Genomic DNA, 26,230 nt, shown 5'->3' with positions numbered 1-26,230 from the left:
ATGCGCCATCCACTCATCCAAAATTGCGGATGAGATCGAGCCCCTTGTTCAGAAGTGTTTCGGCTTCTCCCTGATTGGCGGCTTCGACGTAGCAGCGCATTTCGGGCGCGTTGCCGGAAGGGCGGAAGTGGATGGTGCTGCCGTCGGTGAGCGCCACGCGCAGGCCGTCGATGTCGCTCAGCGTCTTCACCTTGCCGACCGGGGCGAGGAAAGCCTCGAGATTGTCGCGCGAAGCGCGCAGATGCGTCATCAGGGCGGCGCTTTTTTCCTGGGCGAAATTCTCCAGACGGTCGGCGGCGGCGACCGGCAGATTGTAGGCGGCGGCGATCTCCGACAGCGGCTTTTTCTGTTCGGCCGACAGAAGCAGCACGGCGAGAACCGGCAGAAAGCTGTCACGCGTCGGCAGCGGCGAGACTGCCCTGCCGTTGAGGGTGAAGGCTGAAGCCGTGAGCAGGCCGCCATTGGCCTCGAAGCCCATGACGCCGTTTCTGCCGGCGGCAAGCGCCTCTGCCATACCTGCGATGACGAAAGGCGAGCCGACCCTGGTGCGAACGACCTCGAAGGAACCGCTCGCTTCAATGCCGGAATTGGAGGTGACGGGGGTGACGACCACACCGGCATCGAGGAAATTGGCGGTGATGAGCCCGATCAGGTCGCCGCGCAGCGGCACGCCGTTTTCATCGGCAAGCAGCGGGCGATCGCCGTCACCGTCAGCGGAAACGATGGCGTCGAGACCATGTTCCGGCGCCCACTTCTTGAGAAGCGTAAGTGTTTCCGGCGAGACCGCCTCGGTATCAACAGGAATGAAGCTCTCCGAGCGGCCGAGCGCCACGACGTCAGCGCCATAATGGGCGAGAACGTCGACGAAGAGATCGCGCGCTACGGTGCTGTGCTGGTAAACGCCGATCTTGAGGCCCGACAACGCCTTTTCCGGCAGCAGCGCGATGTTGCGTTCGTAAAACAGTTCGGCTGCGATTGCGGAATGGTTTTCCGCCGTCGCGGCCTCGTCGCTCACACCTTCGGCTTCGACTTCGGCTGCAAGAGCGGCGATTGCCGTTTCGTCCTGCTTGTCGATTTCGCCATCCGGGCGATAGAATTTGATGCCGTTGCGATCGGCCGGAATATGCGAACCGGTGATCATCAACGCGCCTGCCTTCAGCGACAGGCCGTAAAGCGCCAGCGCGGGTGTCGGCACGGTGCCGCAATCGAGCGGTGTGAGACCGGCCTTTTTCAGCGCGGCGATGCAGGTTGCCGAAACATCGGGGCTCGAATCCCGGAAGTCGCGGGCCACGAGAATGGGATCGCCCGCCTTTGCCTGGCCCGATGTGAGAAGGTGCCTTGCAAATGCCGTGGCATAGACGGCCGAGGCTTTTCCTTTCAGATCGACAGAGAGGCCGCGAAGGCCGCTCGTTCCAAATTTCAGGCTCATGCCAAACTCCGTTTCGATAAAATCTTTGAGGTTCAAATGGATAATATAAAAATATAACGGCTGAAAGAACCGTATTGATCCATTCACGTCAATCATCTCTTTCATAGCGGTCCCGAATGGGCGATGATTGCGGGGATGAAGCGGGTAACCTAAAATTCACCCGTCATATTTAAACTTGTCCGTCGATAGCGGCTGTGGCGACAGATGGAAACCATCTGTTGCCGGCCTTTTTGTGGTTCATTCGAGTTGGATTGGCTGATGTACAGGCTTCAAAAGGCGGGACATAAGCAGGCACGTCCGCTTGATGAAAAAACGGCGCCCGTCGCCAGGCCCCATGGTTCCCTGCTGGACGATCTGGTGGATGAGGACGAGGTTTTCGAACGCACGGTGCTGAAAGAGCATCTGGAGCCGAAACCGGTCGCCGCCGCCGAGCCGCCCCCGGCTGAAAAGCCCGTCAAACCATCCTCGCCGACCGGTAGTCTGGCGGCCGCGCTGCCGGGCCTGAAATATATCGACAGGATCGGTGTGGACGATATCCTCGTCTGGCTGCGTAACGGCATTGTCTGGATCGCGCTGGCGATCATTCTCTGCGTCGCCGCCGCACTGACCTATGCTTCCATGACGCCGCCGCGTTACACCGCCTATACGGATATCGTCGTTAATCCCTCCAATCTCAACGTCGTCAATGACGGCGTGTTTTCGCCGAGCCAGCAGCGCGACACCCAGATACTCGAAGTGGAAAGCAAGCTGCGCACCATCACCTCGCGCAACGTGCTGGCGCGGGTGGTGGATGAGCTGAAGCTCGATCAGGATGCCGAATTCATCAATCCGCCGCCACTTGCCCGGCTGAAGGCGATGTTTTCGTCGAAGCCGGAAGATGGCGACAACCGGGTCGGGGCGCTCCGTTCCCTCGGCGACCGGGTGGCGGCGGAACGCGATCCGCGCTCCTTCGTGGTGACGCTTTCGGTCTGGACCAACGACGCGGAAAAATCCGTGACGGTTTCCAAGGCCATCGTCAAAGCCTTTGAAAGCGAGCTGTTCCAGACGACCTCCGACAGCAGCCAGCGTGTTGTCGACGATCTCAAGAAACGGCTCGAGGAGATGCGCGAGAACGTGACTGCTGCCGAAAAGCGGGTGGCGGATTTCCGTCGTGAGAACGGATTGCAGGAAAATAACGGCCAGCTGGTCAGCAATCTCGCCTCTGGCGAACTGAATGCGCAGGTTCTGGCGGCACAGCAGCGCGTCATTCAGGAAGAATCACGCCTGAAGCAGATGGAAGCGGCGATTGCCCAGAACCGCACGCAGAGCGACGCCATCTTCGACAGCCAGACGATGAACACCATCCGCGCGCAATATAGCACCCTGCAGCAGCAGATCGGCGCGATGACGCTGACCTATGGCGCGCGGCATCCGCGCCTGGCAACCGCGGGGGCGGAGCGCGCCATGCTGGAACGCGGCATGGCGGATGAAGCGCGGCGCATCCTGCAGGCGGCCAAGACCAATGTCGCCGAGGCCCGCTCTTCGCTTGATGCCCTCAGATTGAAAGCGGTGGCGGAACGGGCCAACGTCTTCACCGATAACGAGGCGCAGGTGCGGCTCAGGGATCTGGAGCGCGACGCCAATTCGGCCGCCGCGATCTACGAGACCTATCTTACCCGCTCGCGCCAGCTTGCCGAACAGCAGTCGATCGATTCCACCAATGTGCGGGTGATTTCGCAGCCCGTCGCGCCGAATTCCAGAAGCTGGCCGCCGGGCAAGCTGACCTTCCTGATTGCCGGTGGCGCAGGCGGTCTGTTCCTTGGTCTCGGCATTGCCGGGGCGCTCGGGCTCTGGGGTTATCTGCGCCGCAACGACCACGATGAAAGTGCTGCGCGTTACGCCTGATGGGGCCGACCCGTTGCGCTTATTCTTCCGACGTCAGGCCGTCATAAACTTCGAGCAGGGCAGCGGCGATGGCGGCACCCAGCGCATTGCCGGCATCGCGAATGCCGGCCTCGTCGCCGTCGCGGACGGAAATGGCGAGATCGGACGCTTCGTTGGCGACGATTTCCTTTGCCCGTTCTATTGCCCAGAGGCCGAAATCGCCGCGGTTGTCGATCGAGATGGTTTCCATGGCCTTGACCTTTTCTGTGGTGTGGGTTCGCGGTTCCTTAACCCATCGGCCGGCAAACCGGAATAGGCGGAAAGAGTGGTCTCAACCTGTGGGCGTGTAAATTGTCGGCTTCAAGCGAAGGGTTTATAAAAATATTAATGATAGTTCTTCGTAGTGTTTGAAGCCTTATACTCTAAGCATATGTGTGACTATAACAATGAAACGACGCCTATCTTGGACACCGGACAGATTATGACAGGGAGCGAAATGCCGGATGCGAAAGGGCCGAACAAGACCTGGCCCGTCATTCCGCTTGCGGCTTTACCCATCACTGACGCGACGATTGAAGAAACGGCGGAGGATTTCATCCTGCGGGCGGGGCGTGTGCGCGCTACCGGCGCAAGGCCGTTCTATTCGACCTCGGCGAACGGTCAGGTCATTGCGCTTTGCCATCACGACAGGGAATTTGACGCCATGCTGCGGCAGGCGGACCAGATTCATGCCGACGGCATGTCACTGGTAATCTTTTCCCGCAAGTTCTGTCCGAATGCACTGCGCGAACGCGTTGCGACGACGGATCTCGTTCATGCGGTTGCCCGCCGGGCCGAAGAGACGGGTGCGCGGTTTTATTTCCTCGGTGGCTCCGAAGAGGTCAACCGCGCCGCAGTCGAGGAAATGCAGAGGCTTTATCCGCGTCTGGTTTTTTCCGGGCGGCGCAACGGTTATTTCAGCCGGGACGAAGAAGAGGCGATCCTTGCCGATGTCGTGGCAGCGCAGACCGATATTCTCTGGGTTGGCTTCGGAATTCCGCTGGAGCAACGCTTCGTCTCGCGCAATCTGGACAGGCTTTCCGGCGTTGCCGTGGTCAAGACCTGCGGTGGCCTGTTCGATTTTCTCGCCGGTAAAAACAGCCGCGCGCCGCAATGGATGCAGGATATGGGGCTGGAATGGCTCTACAGGGCGATGCTTGAGCCGAGACGCCTTGGCAAACGTTACCTGCTGACCAATCCGATCGCTATATATTCGCTTCTGAAGCACAGCTACCGGGCTTCGGGACGCTGACGAAGCGGCGGTTTTGCCATCCGCATGTTTGATTGCGCAGCGGATTTTTTGAGAGCCGCGAGCGCCAGTCTATATGAGATCACCCTAACGTATTGAAACGATGCGCCTTGCCGCTGAAATTCGTTGCAACTGCGCGCAACGGCGCTACACTGGGAAAATATTATAAATTTATTCGAATCAGAGATATTTGAGGGCAGCGATGGTCATTACGTCCATTTCTCTTTTTGTTTATGGGATTGGCACTGTTACCTCTCTCGCCATGACCTACATTGAAGGCGCTCGCCGCGACAGGGATTGGGATTTTTACCGGGTGACCGGTATCGTGCTTTGTTTCTTGTGGCCGGTTCTCGTTCCGCTTCTCATTCTTGCCGCCGTCTTTTCTTCCCTCGGTTTCCAGAAACGCATGAATGCGCTTTCGCTGGGCAGGGAAAAAACGCTGGGCTGATACGGGCACCCGTAATGAGGAATATCAGGTCTTTTTCACCGGCGCCTTATAGGGCGTGAGCGTGATGCCCAGGCTTGCCATCACGCGGCCGAGGGACATCAGCGGCGGATGGGTGGCGGGCAGCAGCGCCCCGGTTTTCAGGAAAGCGGCAACGGCGCGGATAAGCGACAGCCCGAGGCTGACGACGTTCTTGGCGGCAAGCAGCAATCCGCCCTTGAGGCCGGGACGGCGAGCGCGGTCGATGCTGTAATTGATGATGCCGGTTCTGAGCGAGCGCTCCATGATCCAGCGCGGCGCCATGCGGTTTTCCGGCACATATTCGATGATGAGGGCCTGAGCGCTCCAGGCGAATTTGAAACCTGCCTTGCGGCAGCGGGTGAAGAAATCCATATCGCCGCCGCCGAGGAAATTGAACCGCACGTCGAATTCCGGTTTCGGCAAGCTCTCAAAAACTTTCCGAGAAATCAGACAATTGCCCGATCCGTGGATCTGTTCGACGGGACCGGTTGGCGCTTCGATGGAGCCGAACAGCGGATGTGACAGCACCGCCTTTGGCGCGGGTGCGTCGAATTCGCGGTTGACCGGTCCGCCGACGATATCGGCGCCGAAGGACTTGGCCGCCGACACCATTTCGGCGAGCCAGACGGGGGAGGCGGCCTCGTCATCATCGATCATCAGGAACCATTGAGCGGACGGATAGCTCTGCCGGGCGGTGCGGAAGGCGGTATTGATGGCGTAACAATTGCCCTGTGTCGGCTCCACCAGCGTCTGGCCGGCCATGCCGCTTTCACCAAAAAACGCACGCGCCACGGCAAGGCCCTGCTGGCCTGCGCCATCATTGTCGACCACGACGATGGCGAAGGGAAAATCGACCTTCTGGGCCGCCAGCGACAAAAGCGTCTTTCGCAGGCCTTCGGGCCGGCGGAAACTGGGAATGCACACCACCGCTTCCGGCATGATCTCGGGCATGGAAACTCCTAAATACCGGCAAGCGCTGCGGCGGAAAAAACGACGGCCCTGAGGCTTTGGCGGGGGCGATGAATGAGCGTATCGGCAAGTGCCTTAAAGGCCTCGCGGTAACGGCGGGCGCGGAAAGCCTGCGCCACGGTATAGGCATTCATGTGGTTTTCGGATTTGTGGCGAAGCCGCCGCAGTTCCTGCGGGGAAATGGCGGCGACGATGGCGGGGTCGGAAAACACCGCCTCGATGGCCGGCTCGCAGTCCCGGAAGGTCAAAAGCCGGTTCATCATCACGCTCGTCCGGTGCACCCGGTAATCGAGAACATGGCAGCCGGGCAGATAGACAAAGCGGCCGGCGGCGGCGAGCCTGCACCAGCCATACCAGTCTTCCGCATAACGCAATGTCTCGTCGAAACCGCCGAAATCCTGAAAGATGCGGGTCCTGACCAACATGATGCCGCCATTGACGATGAAGTTCCCGCCCAGCAGCGGCTGGAGGATGAAACCGTCAGGTTTTTCACGGCGGCGGATGAGATTGCGCCGGCCGATCTTGGCGCCGTTTTCGTCGATGCGCTCATAATCGCCATAGACGGCAACGACGTCAGGGCCGGAGATACCGGCGCAAAGAGCGGCGATGGCATCCGGCTTCAGCCGGTCGTCGGCATCGAGAAACATCGTCCATTCGCCGCGTGCCTGCGACAGGCCGAAATTGCGCACGGCGGAAACGCCCTGCCGGCCCTGCGGCCGGGCGAGCAATTTGACCCGTGGATCGGAAAAACCTTCCACCTTCTGCGCGGTGGTATCGGTGGAGCCGTCATCAACCACCAGCACCTCGCGGATGGTCTCGCCCTGAAGCAGGACGCTTTCGATCGCTTCCACGATGTAACGCTCGCCGTTGCGAACGGGAATGACAATCGAAACGGAAACCAAGGTTTTCAACTCCATAAGGGTGGGCCAAGAATTCGCACAGCGAAGTTACTACCGGATTAAGCGGACCTCGCCAATTATGACGTGGTATAGCGTCGGTTAACCTTGCAAATCTTTAATATCCTTTTGGCATGATCGAGATGTTATGTTTTGAGAATTAGAGCGTGGTTGCGTCCTTTCGGACGTTGATGCGCGAGGGTTGCGGAGGCGGGTGAATGCGGATCGGGCGGCGGAATTTTCTGGGCGGTGCGGCGAGTGCCGGCCTGTTGCATGCCATGGCCGGTCCGACCCTTGCCGCGCAGAAGAAAGCGCCGGTCAAAACCGCCCCTTATGGTGCGGCGGTTTATCTGCCGGATCTCAATGCCGATAGCCGCATCGGCGAGGCTGTTGTCAAATATTGCTCGCGCATCACCCCGGTTACCGAAATGAAATGGGAGGTCATGCGGCCTTCCGCTGACGTGTTCGATTTCGCCGCCGCGGATGCAATCGCCAACTTTGCGCGCCAGCACAAGCTTTCCATGCACGGCCATCCGCTGATCTGGTACGCCTCCAACGCGCCCTGGCTTGCGAGTGTCGGCGGCAGCGGCAAGGTCGAGAAGCTGATGGAGACCCACATCGTCAAGGTGATGGAGCGTTACAAGGACGTGATCCACAGCTGGGACGTGGTCAATGAGCCGATCCCCGATGTGCCGGGCAATGTGCGCGCGCGGCGGGATGCCTGGTATTACGGGGCGGGATCGGACGCCATCAAGAAGGCCTTCGATATTGCGCACGCAGTCGATCCGAAGGCGCAGCTCGTTCTCAACGAATATGATGTGGAATTCGCGGTTGAAAAATCGCCGGCCAAACGCGCGGCCTTCCGCAACCTTATTCTCGAACTGCTTGAGAAGGGCGCGCCGATCAACGCCATCGGCCTGCAGGGACATCTGCGCGGCGGCTGGCCGATCGCCAAGGACGAGCTTGCCGCGTTCGCCACGGAAATGCGCAGCTACGGTCTTGCCATTCTGGTGACGGAGCTGGATGTGATGGACCAGACGCTGCCCGGTCCGGAGGCCGAACGCGATATGCTGATCAACGGCCAGGTCCGCGATTTTCTGGAAGCGGCCTCGGCGGGTGGCGGGCTCTCCTCGATCACGACCTGGGGTATTTCGGACCAATATAGCTGGATCCGTTGGGCCTATCCGCGCCGGGACGGCACGCCCAACCGGCCGCTGCCGCTGGACTGGAGCTTCAACGAAAAACCGATGATCGCCGTCATCAATGAATTCCGGAACCGTGGTGCATGAGCATGAGTGCTGAAACGTCGCTTCCTCCCGTACAGAAAGCGCTGCAGATCAATCTGCATCCCTTCGATGCTCCGCATGCGGCCCTTACCCTGCCGCATCAGCTGCGGGTCTGGGGCGGTCAGGTGGACCGCATTCTTCTGACTGTTGATACCGGGCAGGTCGGGGCGGGCCGTTACAAGGGCAACGGCTTTGATGCGGCCAGCAAACGCCTTTTCGACATGCTGGAGGAAATGCAGACCAATTATCCGCATCTGCATGTGGATGTGGTTGATTACAGCGATGCGGCGCGCAACCTGGTGGCAAAGACCTTCTTTTCGCGCTCGCCGATCCCCTATCCGGCCAAGGCCTTCGATGGGGGGCCGTTTCATGTGTATTTCTATGGCCTGAAACGTGCCAATGCCCGTTATGTGCTGCATATGGACAGCGACATGATGTTTGGCGGCGGCAGCCAGAGCTGGTTCGAAGAGGCCGTTGCCCTGCAGAAGGCCAACCCGGATGCCCTTTGCATCACGCCGTTTTCCGGGCCGCCAACGGTGCGCGGCGATCTTGATATTTCCCGCCATGTCGGCATGCCGGGGGTGAGGAACATCCCTGAGCCGCGCAAGCTGCCATCGCGCATCCCCACATGGCGTTTCGCCACTGTCTCCACGCGGCTTTTCATGATCGACATGGACCGTTTTGCCAAGCGGATCGGCTCTCTGGAACTGCTGCGGCCCGATGCCAAGCGGCGTATCCGCTCCTATGCCTATAACCAGCAGCCGGTCTCGATGCCCGCCGAAGAGGTGCTGAGCACCAACATGATGCGCGTGGGCGTGCACCGGCTGGATTTTCTCGGGACGGGGAAGGGCATGTATTCGCTACATCCACCCTATCGCTCGCCGGAATTTTACGCGGCGCTGGGGTCGATCGTCGAGCGTATCGAAAAGGGTGACGTCCCCGAAGGACAGCTGGGTGACTTCGATATCAACGGCTCGATGGTGGACTGGACCAGCGCGCTGGCAGCCAAGACGCGCTCCAAACGTTATGCGAAGGCGCTGCGCCACCTGATCTCGGCGAATGTCCAGCGTTTCACCAAGGCGTAGAACGCTTGCAGCCTGCCTTCTGCGCCAAGGGCGTGGGGGCGGCTCAATAGTCGGTTATGAGCTTGCTCCAGCTTTCCGAGCACAGCCCGCCAATATAGATGTCGCCGGCAATCGCCCGGTCGCGCAGGGCTTCATCCCGGGTTGCCATGCAGAAATATCCGTCATGGCGAAAGCTCATATGGTTCTGGCGGTACAGCGCGTTTATGAGAAAGGGCTGTGACATGCCGGTGACGTGGGCGTAGTTCTCGTCGTCGAAATGGCGGAACAGGGTGTTGAGCACGTCGTTTTCACGGCCGGCATCACAGACGAGATTAAGCACATAGGCGGTTCTTCCCGGCTGGCCGAAAAACAGCGCGGCGCCCATGACATGGCCTTCTGCGGTCTCGATCGTCAGGCTTTTCAGTTCACCGAGGCTCTCGTTGGCCCTGCTCATTTCTATCAGCCAGTGAAACTCCTCGTGAGACCATTCCGGACGAATGGAAAACCGCTCGATCATCGTCAGCGCCTTGCGGCGGAATGTCTCGAAATCCACGGTTCTGACGCTGGCGCCGGCGACCTGATGCGGCCTCAAGCCTTTTTTCCATGATCGCAGGATGCCGTCGATAAATCCAAGCGCCGACAGGGCAAGGGTGGTCTTGACCAGTTTCGAGCGTCGCGGCATGCGCAGCGCAATCGTGCAGAAGGGCTTGAGGGCCTTGTGCCATTGCAGGCTTTCGATCGGCATCATATTGCCGCCGATCGCCACCCAGTGATCGGCGCTGACGGGGGAGGCCGTGTCCGAAAACAGCATGTCATGTTTCGTTGCCCGCATGCTGCGAGACAGGCGGGCAGCCCCCAGCGCGCCGAGTTTCCCATCTGATGCGAAAGCGCACAATAACCTGGCGGTAATGGCTTTTCCATTCGCGATAAACCGCATGGGGACTGCGAGGATGACGCTAGTGACCCTGTTTTCCCCCGCATCATAGACGACGCTGCCATATTCCGGATCAAAGGTGGGGCTGCTGAAGAACAATGTCTCGACATAGGAGCGGAAATCGAAATTTACGTCACGCCCGGTCTTCTTGAACGCGCTGTTGAGAACCGCCTCGACAGCCTCGACATCGTCCTTGCGCATGGGGCGAATGCCGACCGTTCCGGGCTTGCCCGTGCACCGTGTGGATTGACCGATATCGCCATCGTCCATGTTGGTGTGTCTTGGAACGTCCACCTTAGGTCTCCAGCCTTATGCGCAATTATGAGATCAACTCCAGGATATATCTTGAGTTGTTAATATACGCTAAAGAGAGCCAGGAGTCATACCCTCAATACGTCCAAATTGTCCTTCTGCAGTACAGGCGGAAGCGATTTATTCCAGGTTATATTTCGTTTTGAACTTAATAAAATCAAATATTTGATGTCAATTCACAAAATTGTTTCCAGCGGAAATTCCATCGCTCCCCGAACTGACCTCCAGAATAATGCGTCATTTCTCTGTTTGCGGGTCTATCTCTTTATAACAAAAGAAAAAGACGGAATTACTATTCTTCCGTGCATTATGCATAACTAAAAAATAGGATTTTTGCTGGATATTCCTGTGACGGGGAGGAAGCATCGGATACGATGTGTGCTGACGTGGAAAAAGGAAGAGAAAAACCCCTTATGGATGCAGCGGACGACGGACAGGGGCGTGGCTATTGGCGGGACGCATTGTTTTATGTGACCTTCCTTTACTTCACGATCGGCTTTTCGCCCTATGTTTCACTTTCCTCCACCTATTCCGGCTCCGCCATGGCAGCCGGCTCCAGCCTTCTCAACCAGCTCACCGCGATCATTCTGCTTTTCAGTTTCGTGGCGTTCATGGCGAAGGAAAAGTCGTTCTCGATCCTCTTTGCACCGCGCCTGCTGATCGCGGCGATTTTCGGCTGGTATGCGTTCACTTCGCTGGTGGGCGAAGCGCCGATGTTCTCGCTGCGGCGGCTGGTCATGTGCGCCATCATCTGTGCGCTTGCGGATGGTTTCCTGCAGTTGCCGCGCACCGAGCGGCATTTCACCACCATGCTTGCCTTCTGCGTGTGGATTATCCTGTTCCTGTGCTATTTCGGGATCGCGGCTTTGCCCGGGCGGTCGATTCATCAGGTCAGCGATGCGCTTGAGCCGTTTCTTGCGGGCAACTGGCGGGGCGTCTTCAATCACAAGAACGAGGCCGCCTCGATCATGTCGGTGCTGATCATCGTCGGGATCTACCTTTGCAGGCGCTGGTCCTTCTTCGGGGGGATGGTGGTTCTACTGCTGTCGCTGATCTTTCTGGTCAAGTCAGGCGGCAAGACGGCGCTTGGGCTGATGCCGATCATCATCGGTACAGGCTGGTTCATCGTGCGCTGGCCCCAATGGCGGTATCTGGTCGTGACCCTGCTGATGGTGGTCTTCACGACGGTGGTTATCGGTACCACTGTCGATCCGGTCTTTTCGCAGATGCTGACCAATATGGGGATCGACGCCAGTTTCACGGGCCGAACCGATATCTGGACCATCGCCATTGATTATATCCATCAGCGACCGGTTCTCGGCTACGGGTATCAGGCCTTCTGGCGCAGCGATGCGCTATTATCGAGTTCCATTGAAAACAACAGCTGGGCGGCGACCGCGCCGGCTGCGCATAATGCCTATTTCGACCTTGTGCTTGCGGCCGGCATTCCGGGTCTGGTGCTGGTGCTGGTGTGGATCTATCTGCTGCCGCTTCATTATCTTGGCAAGATGGATGAGGCCACGCGCAAAAGCCCGCTGACGCGGCTTTATGTCGGCGTCTGGCTATATGTGCTGCTTTACAGCTTTCTGGAAACGATCCTCATGCTAAGCGCTGGTTTCGTCTGGTTTTTCCTTATCGTCGCCGTGATGGGCCTGCATCTGCAGGCGACTGCCAGCCTGGTCCAGGATGAGAAACGGCGGGAGCCGGCCCGCGCCGATGATGACGGGATAATGGTGCCGAAGCCTCTTTCGCGCCCCACATCATAGGCTGTTCGTTGCGGACGATGTCTGGTGGGAAGACGCCGGTTCGTGCCGGTTCGTGCCGGTGCGCGCAAGTGGTGCTCCGCCGTGCTGGTGGCAGGACTGGAGATGCCATTCGCCATTGATGGGGTACATTTTTTCATCGCAGCTATTGACCTCAACTATTGTTGAGGAATTATCAGAGCATGGAACACTGTTGAAGGACGTTCCATGAGCGATATCATACTCTCCCTACGGATCATATCTGGCCGCGCCCGCAACCCGCGCTCCCCTTCCAGGGAGGCGTGACGATGGCTGAAAATTCCACGGCGCTGAAAATCACCCTGCTGTTTGTCGCCACACTCACCATCATGGCCGGAACGACGGTTGCGCCCTCGCTGCCCGCCATCGAACAGAACTTCCTGTCGACAGCCAATGTCGGGCTGTTGAGCCGTATGGTGTTGACCTTGCCATCGGTTTTCGTTGCGCTCTGCGCGCCCGTCGCCGGAATGCTGGCGGACCGCTTCGGCCGCAAACGGCTGCTGCTGGGTGCCATCCTGCTTTACAGCCTTTCCGGCATATCCGGTCTTTTTGCCGATAGCCTTGCGGGTCTGCTCGTTGGACGGGCGTTTCTGGGTCTGGCGATCGGCGGCATCATGACGATCGGCACGGCGCTGGTGGGCGACTATTTCGAGGGGCCGGCACGGGAGCGTTATCTGGGGCTGCAGCAGGCTTTCACCCAGCTTGGCGGTGTCTTTTTCGTCGTCGCGGGTGGATTGCTGGCAGATATTCACTGGCGCGCACCCTTTGCGGTCTATGCCATCGCCCTGCTCATTCTGCCGGCGGCCCTGCTTTTCCTGAAGGAACCGGCGAGGGGTGATAGCCGCGGCGGCGAGGGCGGGCCGGCTTTTGCCGTCAATTGGCCTCTGGTGGCCGTGCTGGCGGCGGCAGTGTTTCTCGTCAACGCGCTGTTTTACACCATCCCTTCGCAATTGCCGTTTTTCATGCGTGAACTCGGCGTGTTTTCCGGCAGTGTTGCGGGATATGCGATTGGCATCTTCAATCTGGCGGGTGCGCTGACGGCGCTCAATTTTGCAAGATTGCGCAGCCATATGGGTGTGGCCGCCATTCTTGCCGTCGGGCTGGTGCTGATGGCGACGGGATTTGCGCTGCTTGCCATGGCAGACGGGCTGGTATTCATGCTGTCGGCGGTTGGCGTGGCGGGGCTTGGTCTTGGCCTTGTGATGCCGGCCATCATGTCCACGACGATCATGCTTGCACCGCTGCGGCTGCGCGGGCGTATCGCCGGCATCGTCACGGCATCGATGTTCCTCGGACATTTCATCTCGCCGCTGGCGAGCCAGCCGTGGATTGCCCGGTTCGGTTTTGCAACGGCCTATCGCGATATCGCGGTGGTCTTTGCCGCCATGGCCGGTCTTGCCCTGCTGGCCGCACTGGTTCAGCGCTGGACGATGATGCGCAAAGCGCGGACTTTTGCCCGAAGCGGATGATGGGCCGGGGGCGGTGGATGCGTGTTGCAGGCGCCGCTTCGTTCGGCAAAGCAGGCGGCAGAAATACCTGTCGCCGCTTTATAATCCTAATATTCTGCAGGCCCGAGGGACATGAAGGAATTGTAAAGTTTTTGACTATAATCATTTTATCGAACAAGGAATGGTGATCGGCATCCAGCAAATTGGCCGCGCTCCATTTCTCTCGAAATGCGCCTCCGCTCTCTTTCGGGTCGCCTGTGCTTTAGAAGGTAACCTGTCGATATTTGATGGGCGGGCATCACTTTTGGCGGGCGCATGCATGATGCAAATCGCGGCTCGGGCCGGTGATGCGTCTCGCGAAGCCTCAATGATCGAGGCGTTCGACGTGCAATGTCAGTTTTGCCGAACACCTCCGGCACGGGGAAGGAGCGGTTTTTCATTGACGTGAGGTTTCCGTGTCTTTCCTTCAAAACGCCAGCATTCGCACCAAAATCCTGTCGCTTATTCTGCCGCTCTGCATCGTCGGTCTCGCCGCGACCGCCTTCATGTCCAGCCGTTACAAGGAGGCGGATACGGCCTATTCGTTCTTCATTGCCAATGACAACGCCGCTCTGGTGGAGCTTGCGCGGGCCAACCGAAATCTCGCCGCGGTTGCCTATGGTGCCTATCAGGTGATGGCCTATGATGCGAGCGGGCCGGATATCAAGGTTGCCAGGGAATTTTATGCCGAGAGCAAGCGGCTGCTGGTGATGCGCCTCAACAATGTGAAGGCGGCCTTTCCCGAAGAGGCGACTGCAATCAACGGCTTTATGGCGAAATCGCAGGAGATTACCGCGATTACCGACAAGGCGGTCGAATTTGGCATCGCAGATCGCTCCGCGGAAGCGGCAGCGGAGATGCTGAAGGCTGATGCCTCCATTCGCCCCGCCGCGGTTGAGATGGCGGCGCTGCTGGACAAGCTGGCGAAAGGCGTCATCAAGGGTAGTGACGATCTGACGGACCAGACCAATTCGACGATCCTGACATCGCTTGCCGCGATCGGATTTGTTTTCTCCATCGGTGTCATTCTGGCGATTTTCGTGGCGTCGCGTGGCATCACCGCGCCGATTGCCCGCCTGCGCGAACGGATGGTAGCGTTGGCCGGCGGCGAGACGGCGGCGGAAATCGACGGCACGGGCCGCGGAGACGAAGTCGGCCAGATGGCCAAAGCCGTTCAGGTATTCCGCGAAAATGCGCTCGAGCGTATTCGTCTCGAGCAGGAAACCGAAGCCAATCGTAGCCTTTCGGAAAAGGACCGCATCGAGCGTGAGCAGCAGAAGGCGCGCGAAGCGGCTGACGTTAAGTTCGCAGTCGATAATCTCGCTGCAGGTCTGTCGAAACTGTCCGAAGGCGATGTTTCCTATCGCATCGGCCAGCCGTTCACGGCAGCGCTGGATGGCGTTCGCAACGACTTCAACATGTCGGCTGAAAAGCTGCAGGGCGCGCTGACCAAGGTTGCGCAGAATGCCGGTGGCATCGGTGCCGGCGCAAACGAGATCAAATCGGCCGCCGATGATCTTGCCAAGCGCACGGAACAGCAGGCCGCAGCCGTGGAAGAAACCGCCGCCGCCCTGGAAGAGATCACCACCACGGTGCGCGATTCCACCAAGCGCGCGCAAGAAGCCGGCCAGATCGTCAGCCGCGCCAAGGCGGGTGCCGAACAATCCGGCGAAGTGGTGCGCCGCGCCGTGGTCGCCATGGAACAGATTGCCAAATCCGCCAATGAGATCAGCAATATCATCGGTGTGATCGACGAAATCGCCTTCCAGACCAATCTTCTGGCGCTGAATGCCGGTGTGGAGGCCGCGCGTGCGGGCGAGGCCGGCAAGGGATTTGCTGTCGTCGCACAGGAAGTGCGCGAGCTTGCGCAGCGCTCCGCCAGTGCGGCGAAGGAAATCAAGGCGCTGATCACCACGTCCAACGATCAGGTGCAGCAGGGTGTTCAGCTGGTGGGCGACACCGGCAAGGCGCTGGCGACCATCGTCTCGGAAGTGCAGGAGATCAACCGGCACGTGGTTTCCATCGTCGAATCCGCACAGGAGCAGTCTTCCGGCCTCCAGCAGATCAATACGGCCGTCAACCAGATGGATCAGGACACGCAGAAAAATGCGGCGATGGTGGAAGAAACCAATGCCGCAAGCCACAGCCTCGCCAAGGAGGTCGCCTCGCTTAACCAGCTGCTCTCGCAGTTCAGGCTTGGTGAAGCCGCCTATCAGCAGAAGAGCCAGCCCGCTCCGGTTCGCAATGCCGGCGGCAACGACAGGCCGGTCGCATCCCCCGTCCGCGCGCTGGGCCGCAAGCTCGCCTCCGCCTTCTCCGGCAATGCGGCGGTGGATACGTCAAAGGATGACTGGCAGGAGTTTTAAGCGACGGTCGGTTATTTGCAGGAACGTCGGCGGGGATATCTCCGCCGATGTTCAAGGAGGTTAACGTTGGGCGGCTTTGTATTGCGGGCTCAATGAAGACCGGACAGCTTTCTCAAGTCGCTGTTTATGCGCGACTGCCAAACCTTACCCATGGCTTTGTGTTGCTCCACAACTTCGGGGTCGAGCCGGATCGTAACGGGCGTTTTCAACGTTTCCGCTTTTGGCCTGCCGCGACGGGCGAGTTCCCGATCGATGCTTTTTCCAAGGCCAGGGAAAAACTTGCGAAATGGCTTTGCCAGGGCGACTTGTTCGTCCGTGGCTTCCGGGGGCATCCGCATCAGATGCGATCATCCGCTGGACTTCCACCTCTTCCTTTTGCGTGAGCAAACGTTTCGAAGAAAATTTAACAGGCATCAGAGCCTCCTTTCCCTGGCGCTGGCTGGCCGCATTGAAATCACGGACAGGCACTGCGAGCCCAACGGGCGAAAAAAACCGCGACAATGATACGTCCCTCAAATTCACCCACGGCCATAAAGCGGTTTTCATTGGCCGATATGACAATGGAGCCTGCGAAAAATTCAATCGGCGATCTGCCTGCCCGATACCGATCGGCGCGGGTTTGTCATGGGCGCTTACAGCGCCATTAGAAACAATGGAGGGACTTTACCCTTGGGCGCAGCGGCGCGCTCCCTTTCGGGTGAGATAGTTTCAATCTCATTTGCCAAGTGATTGAAATAATGGCGCACCCGACAGGATTCGAACCTGTGACCTTTGGAATCGGAATCCAACACTCTATCCAGCTGAGCTACGGGTGCAGCGGTCACGCTTGAATCGCGTGCAGCGGTTGGTTCATACCCCAGCTTTCTTTCCGCATCAATGTCTAAAAATCAGAGATTTGCGAAACGGCACGTGTTTTTCTGCCGGGGTGAGACGCGGTTTGTTGTGGGGTGCTGATGCCTTTGTGCGGGTTCCGGAAACAATGCGTCGTTTGGCGTATTGCTTTTTCTGTTGAAATCGGGTTTCCCCTATAAGTAGTATGTTATCGCCTGATCCTGTTGCTGTTTTGCCGCCACCACGGGCAGGCGCCGGGATTGGCGCGATGCCTTTCAAACACGGTGCGGCGGGCCGTGCGATACCCTCAAAATCGGCGGGTAAATAGTCATATTTTTCCCGGCCTCCGGATGGCGGCCTGGAGGCGAGGTTTGGGTTTTTGCGGATTAACTGTCAAATTATTATACAATATTAGTATCATCTACATTTATTTGGGATACAGTTTTGGAACGTTGTCGGTTATGATTTCGGCAGGGTAAAGGAACGAATCAAGCGGGGGATCGGATGGCTTTGCGATTGGCACATAGCAACGGGCCGCGGGCGGAAAAGGCCGAAAGCGACGGAGTGGAACCGGTGCATCTTACGGCAATTGACTATGGACTGTTGACGACGGCGATCGGCTATCATTTACGGCACTCGCAACTTGCCGTGGCAAATGGGTTCTCCGATGTGCTGGCGGAACGGGGATTGCGACCGGCTGATTTTTCGGTTCTCGTCATTGTTGGTGGCAATCCGGGCCTGAAACAGAGCGATGTGGCGGAAGCGCTCGGCATCCAGCGCGCCAATTTCGTCGCGATCGTCGACAGCATGGAAGACAAGGGGCTGCTTGTCCGCCGCCGGTCGGAAGAGGACAGGCGTGTTCATTTTCTCGACATGACCGAGGAAGGCAGCCGCCTTCTCGACAGCCTTTCCGATTCATGGCGCGACCGTGAGGAAAAGCTGATCGACAGGATTGGCGGCAAGAAAGCCCGCGACCAGCTGCTGTCGCTGCTTGGACGTCTGCGGGACTAAGCGGGGCTCTCGTCGACGGGGACTGCTCTGCGAGCAACGACCCGGAAAGTGCGGGTCGGGCCTAACCTCCGGCTCGCCGGGTTGTGCATGGTGATTTGCCGTTCCGGTATTTTCACGACAGCCTGATCGGTGGCGGCTCGATTTGCGTTGCAATTTTCCTGTGAAACGGCCAAGACGACCTGCATATGCCTTTGGTCACCCGATGCCGTAAGAGCGCGGTGTGGCGGAAAAGGCCGGAAACGGGAACGCCATGCTGAACATCGATACCAGCCATCCGCTTTATCGCCCTTTATGGGTCAGGTTGCTGATCGTCGGTTTCTGTGCGGCCTGGGCGGTGATCGAATTCGTCAATCGCGAATTTTTCTGGGGCACGATCGTCGGCGGCATCGCCGCCTATGCGGCCTATGAGCTTTTAGTGAAATTCAAACCCGTGAGCGTTGATGATGCGGCCAAGGGCGGAGCGGACAAGGCTGCGCCAGACGAACCCGCCGATAACGCGCCCGTCGATAAAAACGACGCCGGCTGACAGCGGCATATCCTCCTGCAGGCATCGCTGCCTCGCATTCCACTATTTAAGTTTTCAGCATCCGGATCGCCTGGTCGATCAGCAGATTTGCCGCGGTCATGCGCAGGGTCGCATTGTGCCGGAATTCCGGTTTCACGCCGTCGGGGTGGTTGAGACGGGCAAAGGCGCGGCGTTTTTCCGCAAGCGTTGCGGCGGTGTCGGTTTCATGGATCGCCAGTTCCATTGACACATCCGCGAGCGAGGTCTTTTCGAGATGGGCCGGCATGGGTTCCGGCTCTGGCTCCGGCTGGGGTTCAGGCGGCGGTGCCGGGTCGGCCAGAAAGGCGAGATAGGCATCGAGACCGCCATTGACCGGTTGCGGTGCAGCAGAAGGCGTGCCGACGACGAAGCTGGAATTGAAACCGGCGATGCGATGACGGGCAGGCGGCGGCGGTTCCGCGGCTTCCTCTTCTCTTTCCTGCTTCAGTCTTTCGACGACCGACTGGAAGACGGATTGTCCGAAAAGCATGCGGCTGTTCCCCTGTGCCGGCTCATAAATCCAGGCTGTTTATAAGATGAAGGTGGCGTCTGGCTTGCCACCTCGTCGTGGGCCCGTCGTCAGGCGGCCATCATCATGGTCCCGTCAGCTTTCGGCTTTCATCCAGTACCAGATCGTAAAGCAGCCGGGCGCTGGGCGGCAAAACACGGCCTTTGGTGGTGATGATGCTGTAAGGCTTGACCACAAGTTCGAAATCCGTCGGCAGGATGCGGGTGCGGCCGATGCCGGCCTGCTGGCCGGCCACGAATTCGGCCATGTCCTGCGCGATCGGCGCAATTGCATTGGTGTTGCAGATCAGCGCGAGCGTCAGAAGCATGGACGGCGTGTTGATGATATTGCGCGGCATGGCAACGCCATGGGTGAGGAACACGTCCTCCATCGTTCTGCGCAGCAGGGCGCCCGGCGGCTGGAAAACCCAATCGTAGGCGGAAAGATCGTTCAACGTTACCGGCTCGCCGCCAAGCAGGGGGTGGCCTTCGCCGACCACCAGACAGGCGCGCTCGATGCCGATTTCATGGATGGAAAACAGGCCGGGGTCGAAATCGTCAGGAATGCGGCCGATGATGAAATCGTGACGCGCGGCCAGCAACTCCCGGGCCAGCACATTGCTGCTTTCCACCTGCACGTTGATCTCGATGCCGGGATAGGTGTCCGTCGCCCGCTTGATGGCGGGAACCACAAGGCTGATGGCGGGTGCCGTGACGGCGCCGATATAGACCGAGCCGCCGCTGCCGGATTTCATCTGGTTAAGCTCGCGGCTCGCCTCGCGCAGCTCCAGCAATATGGTGCGCGCCCGACGGGCCAGTGCCTCGCCGAATTTGGTCAGCACCACGCCGCGCGAGGCCCTTTGACAGAGCGGGCTTTTGACGATGGCTTCCATTTCGGAAAGCATGCGCGAGGCCGCCGGCTGTGTTATGTTCATGGCCGCTGCGGCGGCGCTGACCTGCCCGTGTTCCTCGATCATGACCAGCATGCGCAGATGGCTCATCTTCAATCCGGCGCGCAGAAGCGGGTTGTCTTCAAAGACGAAAAGCGCGTCTGTTGTTTGCGTCTGCTCATACACTTTTTGGTTGTTCATTCGCCGTTTTATACCCCTCATCGGTTATTGTATCGATTTAATATAGCATAATTGATATAGGTAAGCCGATATATTCTATTTGACAGTTATATGGATTCAGAACAGTTTGCGGGATGCCGGGGAGGAGCGGCATCTGTTCCATTTCGCAGCTGCGAGATCGGAACGGGCCGAACGCGGCTCCTTCCTCTGACGGCATGAATTTCATGGTGCGCCGCAACATGCGGGTGCCAGAAAAGGGTTCAAGGGAGAGAGTTAATGAAGTCCATTATTTCGCTGATGGCGGCTTGTGCCATCGGTGCTGCTTCCTTCGCAGCACCGGCTTTCGCACAGGACAAGGGTTCCGTCGGCATTGCCATGCCGACCAAGTCTTCCGCTCGCTGGATCGATGACGGCAACAACATCGTCAAGCAGCTGCAGGAAGCCGGTTACACGACCGACCTGCAATATGCCGACGACGACATTCCGAACCAGCTGTCCCAGATCGAAAACATGGTCACCAAGGGCGTGAAAGTCCTCGTGATCGCCTCGATCGACGGCACCACGCTTTCGGACGTTCTGAAGCAGGCTGGCGAGCAGGGCATCAAGGTCATCGCTTATGACCGCCTTATCCGCAACAGCGGCGACGTCAGCTACTACGCAACGTTCGACAACTTCCAGGTTGGCGTTCTGCAGGCGACTTCGATCGTTGACAAGCTTGGCCTGAAGGACGGCAAGGGTCCCTTCAACATCGAGCTGTTCGGCGGTTCTCCTGACGATAACAACGCCTTCTTCTTCTATGACGGCGCAATGTCGGTTCTGAAGCCTTACATCGACAGCGGCAAGCTGGTCGTGAAGTCCGGCCAGATGGGCATGGACAAGGTCGGTACGCTGCGTTGGGATCCGGCAACGGCCCAGGCCCGTATGGATAACCTGCTGTCGGCTTATTACACCGACGCCAAGGTTGACGCCGTTCTGTCGCCTTACGACGGTCTGTCCATCGGCATCATCTCCTCGCTGAAGGGCGTTGGTTATGGTTCGAAGGACCAGCCGCTGCCGGTCGTTTCCGGTCAGGACGCTGAAGTCCCGTCGGTCAAGTCGATCATTGCAGGCGAACAGTATTCCACCATTTTCAAGGACACCCGCGAACTCGCGAAGGTTACCGTCGACATGGTGAATGCCGTTCTGCAGGGCAAGGAGCCTGAGGTAAACGACACCAAGACCTATGAAAATGGCGTCAAGGTCGTTCCGTCCTACCTGCTGAAGCCGGTTGCCGTGACCAAGGAGAACTACAAGCAGGTTCTCGTTGATGGCGGTTATTACAAAGAAGACCAGCTGAAATAAGCCTGAAGACACATGCGGGGATGACTTGGCGTCATCCCCGTTTTTCCATAAAAATAAAAACGCCGAAATTAATCGGGCGCTGGATTGCGATATGGCCAATACCATTCTCGAAATGCGGAACATCACCAAGACGTTTCCGGGCGTGAAAGCGCTTGAGAACGTCAACCTCAAGGTTAAAGAGGGTGAGATCCACGCACTCGTCGGTGAGAACGGCGCGGGGAAGTCGACCTTGATGAAGGTCCTTTCCGGTGTTTATCCCGCCGGCACCTATGAGGGCGAAATCCACTATGAAGGCGCAGTGCGGAATTTTCGCGCCATCAATGATAGCGAAGATATTGGTATCATCATCATTCACCAGGAACTGGCATTGGTGCCGCTCCTGTCGATTGCGGAAAACATCTTCCTCGGCAACGAGGTCGCCTCGAACGGCGTCATCAGCTGGCAGCAGACCTTCAACCGGACCCGCGAACTGTTAAAGAAGGTGGGCCTGAAGGAATCGCCGGAGACGCTGATCACCGATATCGGTGTGGGCAAGCAGCAGCTGGTGGAAATCGCCAAGGCATTGTCGAAGAGCGTGAAGCTGCTCATCCTCGACGAGCCGACCGCCTCGCTCAACGAAAGCGATTCCGAGGCGCTGCTCAACCTTTTGATCGAATTCCGCAAGCAGGGCATGACCTCGATCATCATCACCCACAAGCTCAACGAAGTGCGCAAGGTGGCCGACCAGATCACCGTTTTGCGTGATGGCATGACGGTGAAGACGCTCGACTGTCATCAGGAAGAAATCAGCGAGGATGTCATCATCCGCAACATGGTGGGGCGTGATCTCGAAGATCGTTATCCGCCACGCGATGTGCCGATCGGCGAGACCATTCTCGAAGTGAAGAACTGGAACGCCTATCACCAGCAGCACCGTGACCGGAAGGTTCTGCACGATATCAACGTCACCGTGCGCAAGGGCGAAGTCGTCGGCATTGCCGGGCTGATGGGGGCAGGGCGCACTGAATTCGCGATGAGCGTGTTCGGCAAGTCCTACGGCCACAAGATCAGCGGTGAAGTGCTGATCCACGGCAAGCCCGTGGATGTCAGCACCGTGCGCCGCGCCATCGATGCCGGTCTTGCCTATGTGACGGAAGACCGCAAACATCTCGGCCTCGTGCTCAACGACAACATCCTGCACAACACCACGCTTGCCAACCTGGCCGGCGTGTCCAAGGCCAGCGTCATAGACGACATCAAGGAAATGAAGGTGGCGAGCGATTTCCGCACGCGCCTGCGCATCCGGTCTTCGGGCATCTTTCAGGAAACGGTCAATCTTTCGGGCGGCAACCAGCAGAAGGTGGTGCTGTCCAAGTGGCTGTTCTCCGATCCTGACGTGCTGATCCTCGACGAGCCGACCCGCGGCATCGATGTCGGCGCTAAATATGAAATTTACACTATCATCAACCAGCTCGCTGCCGACGGCAAAGGCGTTCTGATGATATCATCGGAAATGCCCGAACTGCTCGGCAATTGCGACCGCATCTACGTCATGAACGAAGGCCGCATCGTCGCTGAATTGCCGAAGGGAGAGGCGAGCCAGGAAAGCATCATGCGCGCTATCATGCGCTCAGGGGAGAAGAACTCATGAGTTCGGCAAACACAACAAGCGAAGAAAGTAACGTCATCTCGATCTCATCCTATATTCGCTCGAATATCCGCGAATATGGCATGCTGATCGCGCTCGTCGCCATCATGGTTTTCTTCCAGTTCTACACTGGCGGCATCCTGTTCCGTCCGGTCAACCTCACCAACCTCATCCTGCAGAACTCGTTCATCGTCATCATGGCGCTGGGCATGCTGCTGGTCATCGTTGCCGGGCATATCGACCTTTCGGTCGGCTCCATCGTCGCCTTCGTCGGCGCGATAGCGGCGATATTGACCGTGCAATGGGGCATGAACCCGTTTCTGGCGGCGCTGATTTGTCTCGTCATCGGCGGCATCATCGGTGCTGCCCAGGGTTACTGGATCGCCTATCACCGTATTCCGTCCTTCATCGTGACCTTGGCGGGCATGCTGGTGTTCCGCGGCCTGACGCTGTTCGTGCTCGGCGGCAAGAACATCGGTCCTTTCCCGACCGACTTCCAGATCATCAGCACGGGCTTCCTGCCTGACATCGGTGGTATCGAAGGTCTCAACACCACCTCGATGATCCTGACCGTGCTGATCACCGTGGCGCTGTTTTATCTGGCGTGGCGCCGCCGCGTGGTGAACGTGAAGCATGGCATCGACGTGGAGCCGTTCGGTTTCTTCATCGTGCAGAATCTGCTGATCTCAGGCGCTATCCTGTTCCTGGGTTACCAGCTGTCCACCTATCGCGGCCTGCCGAACGTGCTGATCGTGATGCTGGTCCTCATCGCGCTCTACAGCTTCGTGACGCGCCGCACGACCATCGGTCGCCGTGTCTACGCCATGGGCGGCAATGAGAAGGCAACCAAGCTTTCCGGTATCAACACCGAACGCCTCAGCTTCCTCACCTTTGTCAACATGGGCGTGCTGGCCGGTCTTGCCGGCATGATCATCGCGACCCGCCTCAACTCGGCGACGCCGAAGGCCGGTGTGGGCTTCGAGCTTGACGTGATCGCGGCCTGCTTCATCGGCGGTGCTTCGGCCTCCGGCGGTGTTGGCAAGATCACCGGTGCGGTCATCGGCGCCTTCATCATGGGCGTCATGAACAACGGCATGTCGATCGTCGGTCTCGGCATCGACTTCCAGCAGATGGTCAAGGGCCTCGTGCTGCTCGCTGCCGTGTTCTTCGACGTCTACAACAAGAACAAGGGCTGATCGGCCCAACCAAATCGCAAGTCAAAAAAGTGGCCGGTTTCCGGCCACTTTCATAAGATGCAGGCGCGATGCGCCGTAGCGGATAAGGCGCATGGCGCCGCAGGAAGGAAAACCCGTGCTCATTTCACAGATCAAAGATGCCAGTGGCAAAATCATTGTAGCGGTTCGCGAAGACGGCGGACAGGCGCAGGCGGTCAAGGGTGCCGGTTCGGTCTACGCGCTTGCCATGGAAGCCGCCAATAGCGGCAAGAGCCTTGCCGACGTTGTTTCCGCCCATGGTCTGGGCGATGCCGTCGATCTCGAAAAGGCCTATGCCGAGGGCCGTTTCCTGCCGCCGATCACCCATCCCGATCCGGCGCATCTGCATCTGACCGGCACGGGCCTCACCCATCTCGGCTCGGCCGCAACCCGCGACAGCATGCACAAGAAGACCACGGAAGCCGCCGAGGAAAGCCTGACGGATTCCATGAAGATGTTCCGCATGGGTCTGGAAAACGGCAAGCCGAAGGCCGGTGAAAAGGGCGTACAGCCCGAGTGGTTCTACAAGGGCAACGGCCATGTGGCTGCAGCACCCGGTGCGGCGCTCACCTCGCCATCCTTCGCGCTGGATGGCGGCGAAGAGCCCGAGATGGCCGGCATCTACGTCATTTCGGATAAGGGCGAGCCCGTGCGCATCGGCTTTGCCGTCTCCAACGAGTTTTCCGATCACGTCACCGAGCGGGTCAACTATCTCTACCTCGCCCACTCCAAGCTGCGCCCTGCAAGCTTTGGCCCGGAAATCCGCGTTGGTGCGGCACCTTCGGATATTCGCGGCACCTCGCGCATCCGCCGCGGCGACAAGGTCGTCTTCGAAAAGCCGTTCGTTTCGGGTGAGGACAACATGTCCCATACCTTCGCGAACCTCGAATATCACCACTTCAAATACGGCCTGTTCCGTGCGCCGGGCGACGTGCATGTGCACATGTTCGGCACGGCCACGCTCTCCTTCGCAGACGGCATCAAGCCGGAAGCGGGCGACGTCTTCGAGATCGAGGCAGCCGGTTTCGGCCTGCCGCTGAAGAACCCGCTGGCCGTGGACGCGGAAGAAGAGATCGCTGTTCGGCAGATCTGATCTGCGGGCTGATTTTGAGAATGCCAAAGGGGGTGGGGCCATCACATGGTAGTCCCACCCCTCGACCTCATCCTCGGGCTTGGCCCGAGGATCGGCAACAGACTGACCCGTGAGACGTGGTTGGATCCTCGGGTCAAGCCCGAGGATGACGCTGAAGGTCAGGCCTTATGTCCAATTGTCCCTTCGCGCGCGGGCAATGTTCAGGCGATTGCGTCTCAACCGTCGTCGTCTGTCAGATGCGCAACATCCGCCAGTGAAACGACGGCGCGATTTTGCCAATAGTCGTCTTCCTTCAAATGCGTGATGCTTCCAGACCGCGCCGGAAAACTGACATGGCCGACGTTTTCGATCGGCATCTTGATCCATGCCGCGATGACGAAGGTAAGAGCAAAGCCATGGGTAACGATGACCTGCGTGGGGCAGGGGCGTGATATAATGGTATTCACGGAGCGGTACACCCTTTCCGCCACTTCGCGTCTCGTTTCTCCGTCGGCAATTCCGCCGCGATGATCCAAACGGTTATGATGAGGGGCGGGGATCTGGCGGGCGTCGAGCCATTCCTGCGGCATGCCGCCGGCTGAACCATAGCTTATTTCCCGCAGGTCATGCGTGGTTTCAAAAGGGTGCTTGAGGTGTTCAGCGACGATTGCAGCTGTCTGGGAGGCTCGGAGAAGATCGGAGCTGAAGATTTCAACCGGGGCGCTGCCGATCAAGGCCATAAGCTTGGCGGCTGTCGCCTCCGCATCGGCCCTGCCCCTGGGTGTCAGCTCGGTGTCATACCAGCCCCCGACCTTGTTCTCGACATGGTGGACGGACTGAGTGTGCGTGACGACAAAGATGTTCTTCATAGC

At 58.7% G+C, this 26,230-nt stretch carries 22 protein-coding genes, 1 tRNA gene and 1 pseudogene; 14 read left to right on the top strand and 10 right to left on the bottom strand.

Annotated elements, in window-relative coordinates; genetic code table 11:
* Positions 1–13: 13 nt before the first annotated feature.
* The gene (gene uppO / locus EXN68_RS08980) at positions 14–1,429 is read right to left on the bottom strand and encodes a polysaccharide biosynthesis phosphomannomutase UppO (protein ID WP_142840486.1); all 1,416 of its coding nucleotides are present in this window, start codon (positions 1,427–1,429) and stop codon (positions 14–16) included.
* 258 nt (positions 1,430–1,687) lie between these two features.
* Here uppO and uppM point away from each other — a divergent pair, with 258 nt between their 5' ends.
* Complete coding sequence (gene uppM / locus EXN68_RS08970) at positions 1,688–3,313, top strand: polysaccharide biosynthesis protein UppM (RefSeq protein ID WP_161991257.1); 1,626 nt, start codon at positions 1,688–1,690, stop codon at positions 3,311–3,313.
* 19 nt (positions 3,314–3,332) lie between these two features.
* Here the strand turns inward: uppM and EXN68_RS27400 are convergent, their stop codons facing one another.
* On the bottom strand, positions 3,333–3,542 hold the full coding sequence (locus EXN68_RS27400) for a hypothetical protein (RefSeq protein ID WP_161991256.1): 210 nt from the start codon (positions 3,540–3,542) through the stop codon (positions 3,333–3,335).
* A gap of 246 nt (positions 3,543–3,788) precedes the next feature.
* Here EXN68_RS27400 and uppL point away from each other — a divergent pair, with 246 nt between their 5' ends.
* Positions 3,789–4,583 carry a polysaccharide biosynthesis UDP-hexose transferase UppL gene (uppL, locus tag EXN68_RS08960; RefSeq protein ID WP_142840697.1) on the top strand — a complete coding sequence of 265 codons (795 nt, stop codon included), beginning with the start codon at positions 3,789–3,791 and terminating at the stop codon, positions 4,581–4,583.
* 199 nt (positions 4,584–4,782) lie between these two features.
* Complete coding sequence (locus EXN68_RS08955) at positions 4,783–5,028, top strand: hypothetical protein (protein WP_142840485.1); 246 nt, start codon at positions 4,783–4,785, stop codon at positions 5,026–5,028.
* A gap of 24 nt (positions 5,029–5,052) precedes the next feature.
* Here the strand turns inward: EXN68_RS08955 and uppJ are convergent, their stop codons facing one another.
* Positions 5,053–5,997: a polysaccharide biosynthesis UDP-hexose transferase UppJ gene (gene uppJ, locus EXN68_RS08950; RefSeq protein WP_142840484.1), complete on the bottom strand. Its 945-nt coding sequence runs from the start codon at positions 5,995–5,997 to the stop codon at positions 5,053–5,055.
* Between the two features lie 8 nt (positions 5,998–6,005).
* Positions 6,006–6,917: a polysaccharide biosynthesis endo-1,4-beta-xylanase UppH gene (gene uppH / locus EXN68_RS08945; protein WP_237681380.1), complete on the bottom strand. Its 912-nt coding sequence runs from the start codon at positions 6,915–6,917 to the stop codon at positions 6,006–6,008.
* A 212-nt stretch (positions 6,918–7,129) separates the two neighbouring features.
* Here uppH and uppI point away from each other — a divergent pair, with 212 nt between their 5' ends.
* Both uppI and uppG read left to right on the top strand, forming a co-directional pair.
* Positions 7,130–8,200 carry a polysaccharide biosynthesis UDP-hexose transferase UppI gene (gene uppI, locus EXN68_RS08940; RefSeq protein WP_142840482.1) on the top strand — a complete coding sequence of 357 codons (1,071 nt, stop codon included), beginning with the start codon at positions 7,130–7,132 and terminating at the stop codon, positions 8,198–8,200.
* Positions 8,201–8,202: 2 nt separating this feature from the next.
* Positions 8,203–9,282: a polysaccharide biosynthesis glycosyltransferase UppG gene (gene uppG, locus EXN68_RS08935; RefSeq protein WP_161991284.1), complete on the top strand. Its 1,080-nt coding sequence runs from the start codon at positions 8,203–8,205 to the stop codon at positions 9,280–9,282.
* A 43-nt stretch (positions 9,283–9,325) separates the two neighbouring features.
* On the opposite strand, the gene EXN68_RS08930 is transcribed toward uppG, so the two are convergent.
* A complete protein-coding gene (locus EXN68_RS08930; RefSeq protein WP_161991283.1) occupies positions 9,326–10,396 on the bottom strand; it encodes a GNAT family N-acetyltransferase in 1,071 nt (356 codons plus the stop codon).
* A gap of 524 nt (positions 10,397–10,920) precedes the next feature.
* Here EXN68_RS08930 and EXN68_RS08925 point away from each other — a divergent pair.
* From EXN68_RS08925 to EXN68_RS08915, 3 genes are all read left to right on the top strand, one after another.
* Entirely contained in the window at positions 10,921–12,273 is a 1,353-nt protein-coding gene (locus EXN68_RS08925; protein ID WP_161991255.1) for an O-antigen ligase family protein, read from the top strand.
* A 284-nt stretch (positions 12,274–12,557) separates the two neighbouring features.
* The gene (locus EXN68_RS08920) at positions 12,558–13,757 is read left to right on the top strand and encodes an MFS transporter (RefSeq protein ID WP_142840479.1); all 1,200 of its coding nucleotides are present in this window, start codon (positions 12,558–12,560) and stop codon (positions 13,755–13,757) included.
* A 434-nt stretch (positions 13,758–14,191) separates the two neighbouring features.
* Positions 14,192–16,141 (top strand): methyl-accepting chemotaxis protein, encoded by a 1,950-nt coding sequence (locus EXN68_RS08915; protein WP_142840478.1) that lies wholly within the window; start codon positions 14,192–14,194, stop codon positions 16,139–16,141.
* An 89-nt stretch (positions 16,142–16,230) separates the two neighbouring features.
* On the opposite strand, the pseudogene EXN68_RS08910 reads toward EXN68_RS08915, so the two are convergent.
* Together EXN68_RS08910 and EXN68_RS08905 are read right to left on the bottom strand one after the other, a co-directional pair.
* A pseudogene (locus EXN68_RS08910) lies at positions 16,231–16,555 on the bottom strand (BrnA antitoxin family protein).
* A 324-nt stretch (positions 16,556–16,879) separates the two neighbouring features.
* Positions 16,880–16,956, bottom strand: a tRNA-Arg gene (locus EXN68_RS08905).
* Between the two features lie 520 nt (positions 16,957–17,476).
* Here EXN68_RS08905 and EXN68_RS08900 point away from each other — a divergent pair.
* Positions 17,477–17,983 carry a MarR family winged helix-turn-helix transcriptional regulator gene (locus EXN68_RS08900; protein ID WP_142840477.1) on the top strand — a complete coding sequence of 169 codons (507 nt, stop codon included), beginning with the start codon at positions 17,477–17,479 and terminating at the stop codon, positions 17,981–17,983.
* A 250-nt stretch (positions 17,984–18,233) separates the two neighbouring features.
* The gene (locus EXN68_RS08895) at positions 18,234–18,509 is read left to right on the top strand and encodes a hypothetical protein (protein ID WP_142840476.1); all 276 of its coding nucleotides are present in this window, start codon (positions 18,234–18,236) and stop codon (positions 18,507–18,509) included.
* A 46-nt stretch (positions 18,510–18,555) separates the two neighbouring features.
* On the opposite strand, the gene EXN68_RS08890 is transcribed toward EXN68_RS08895, so the two are convergent.
* Both EXN68_RS08890 and EXN68_RS08885 read right to left on the bottom strand, forming a co-directional pair.
* On the bottom strand, positions 18,556–19,017 hold the full coding sequence (locus EXN68_RS08890) for a hypothetical protein (RefSeq protein WP_142840475.1): 462 nt from the start codon (positions 19,015–19,017) through the stop codon (positions 18,556–18,558).
* A 103-nt stretch (positions 19,018–19,120) separates the two neighbouring features.
* Complete coding sequence (locus EXN68_RS08885) at positions 19,121–20,125, bottom strand: LysR family transcriptional regulator (RefSeq protein ID WP_142840474.1); 1,005 nt, start codon at positions 20,123–20,125, stop codon at positions 19,121–19,123.
* A gap of 255 nt (positions 20,126–20,380) precedes the next feature.
* On the opposite strand from EXN68_RS08885, the gene chvE reads away from it, so the two are divergent.
* From chvE to araD1, 4 genes are all read left to right on the top strand, one after another.
* Entirely contained in the window at positions 20,381–21,445 is a 1,065-nt protein-coding gene (chvE, locus tag EXN68_RS08875; RefSeq protein ID WP_142840472.1) for a sugar ABC transporter substrate-binding protein ChvE, read from the top strand.
* A 91-nt stretch (positions 21,446–21,536) separates the two neighbouring features.
* On the top strand, positions 21,537–23,075 hold the full coding sequence (gguA, locus tag EXN68_RS08870) for a sugar ABC transporter ATP-binding protein GguA (protein WP_142840471.1): 1,539 nt from the start codon (positions 21,537–21,539) through the stop codon (positions 23,073–23,075).
* The gene (gguB, locus tag EXN68_RS08865; RefSeq protein WP_142840470.1) at positions 23,072–24,268 is read left to right on the top strand and encodes a sugar ABC transporter permease GguB; all 1,197 of its coding nucleotides are present in this window, start codon (positions 23,072–23,074) and stop codon (positions 24,266–24,268) included. Before gguA ends, gguB begins: the two co-directional genes overlap by 4 nt.
* Before the next feature lie 115 nt (positions 24,269–24,383).
* Positions 24,384–25,379, top strand: coding sequence for a 2-keto-3-deoxy-L-arabinonate dehydratase AraD1 (gene araD1, locus EXN68_RS08860; protein WP_161991282.1), 996 nt, complete (start codon positions 24,384–24,386; stop codon positions 25,377–25,379).
* 215 nt (positions 25,380–25,594) lie between these two features.
* Here the strand turns inward: araD1 and EXN68_RS08850 are convergent, their stop codons facing one another.
* Positions 25,595–26,227, bottom strand: a complete 633-nt coding sequence (locus tag EXN68_RS08850; protein ID WP_142840467.1) for a histidine phosphatase family protein — start codon at positions 26,225–26,227, stop codon at positions 25,595–25,597.
* Between the last annotated feature and the right edge of the window lie 3 nt (positions 26,228–26,230).

The sequence above is a fragment of the Martinezella rhizogenes genome, assembly GCF_007002745.1.
Classification (GTDB): domain Bacteria; phylum Pseudomonadota; class Alphaproteobacteria; order Rhizobiales; family Rhizobiaceae; genus Agrobacterium; species Agrobacterium cucumeris.
The sequence above is the reverse complement of the archived record's forward strand: the minus strand, read 5'-3'. Positions and strand labels throughout refer to the sequence as shown.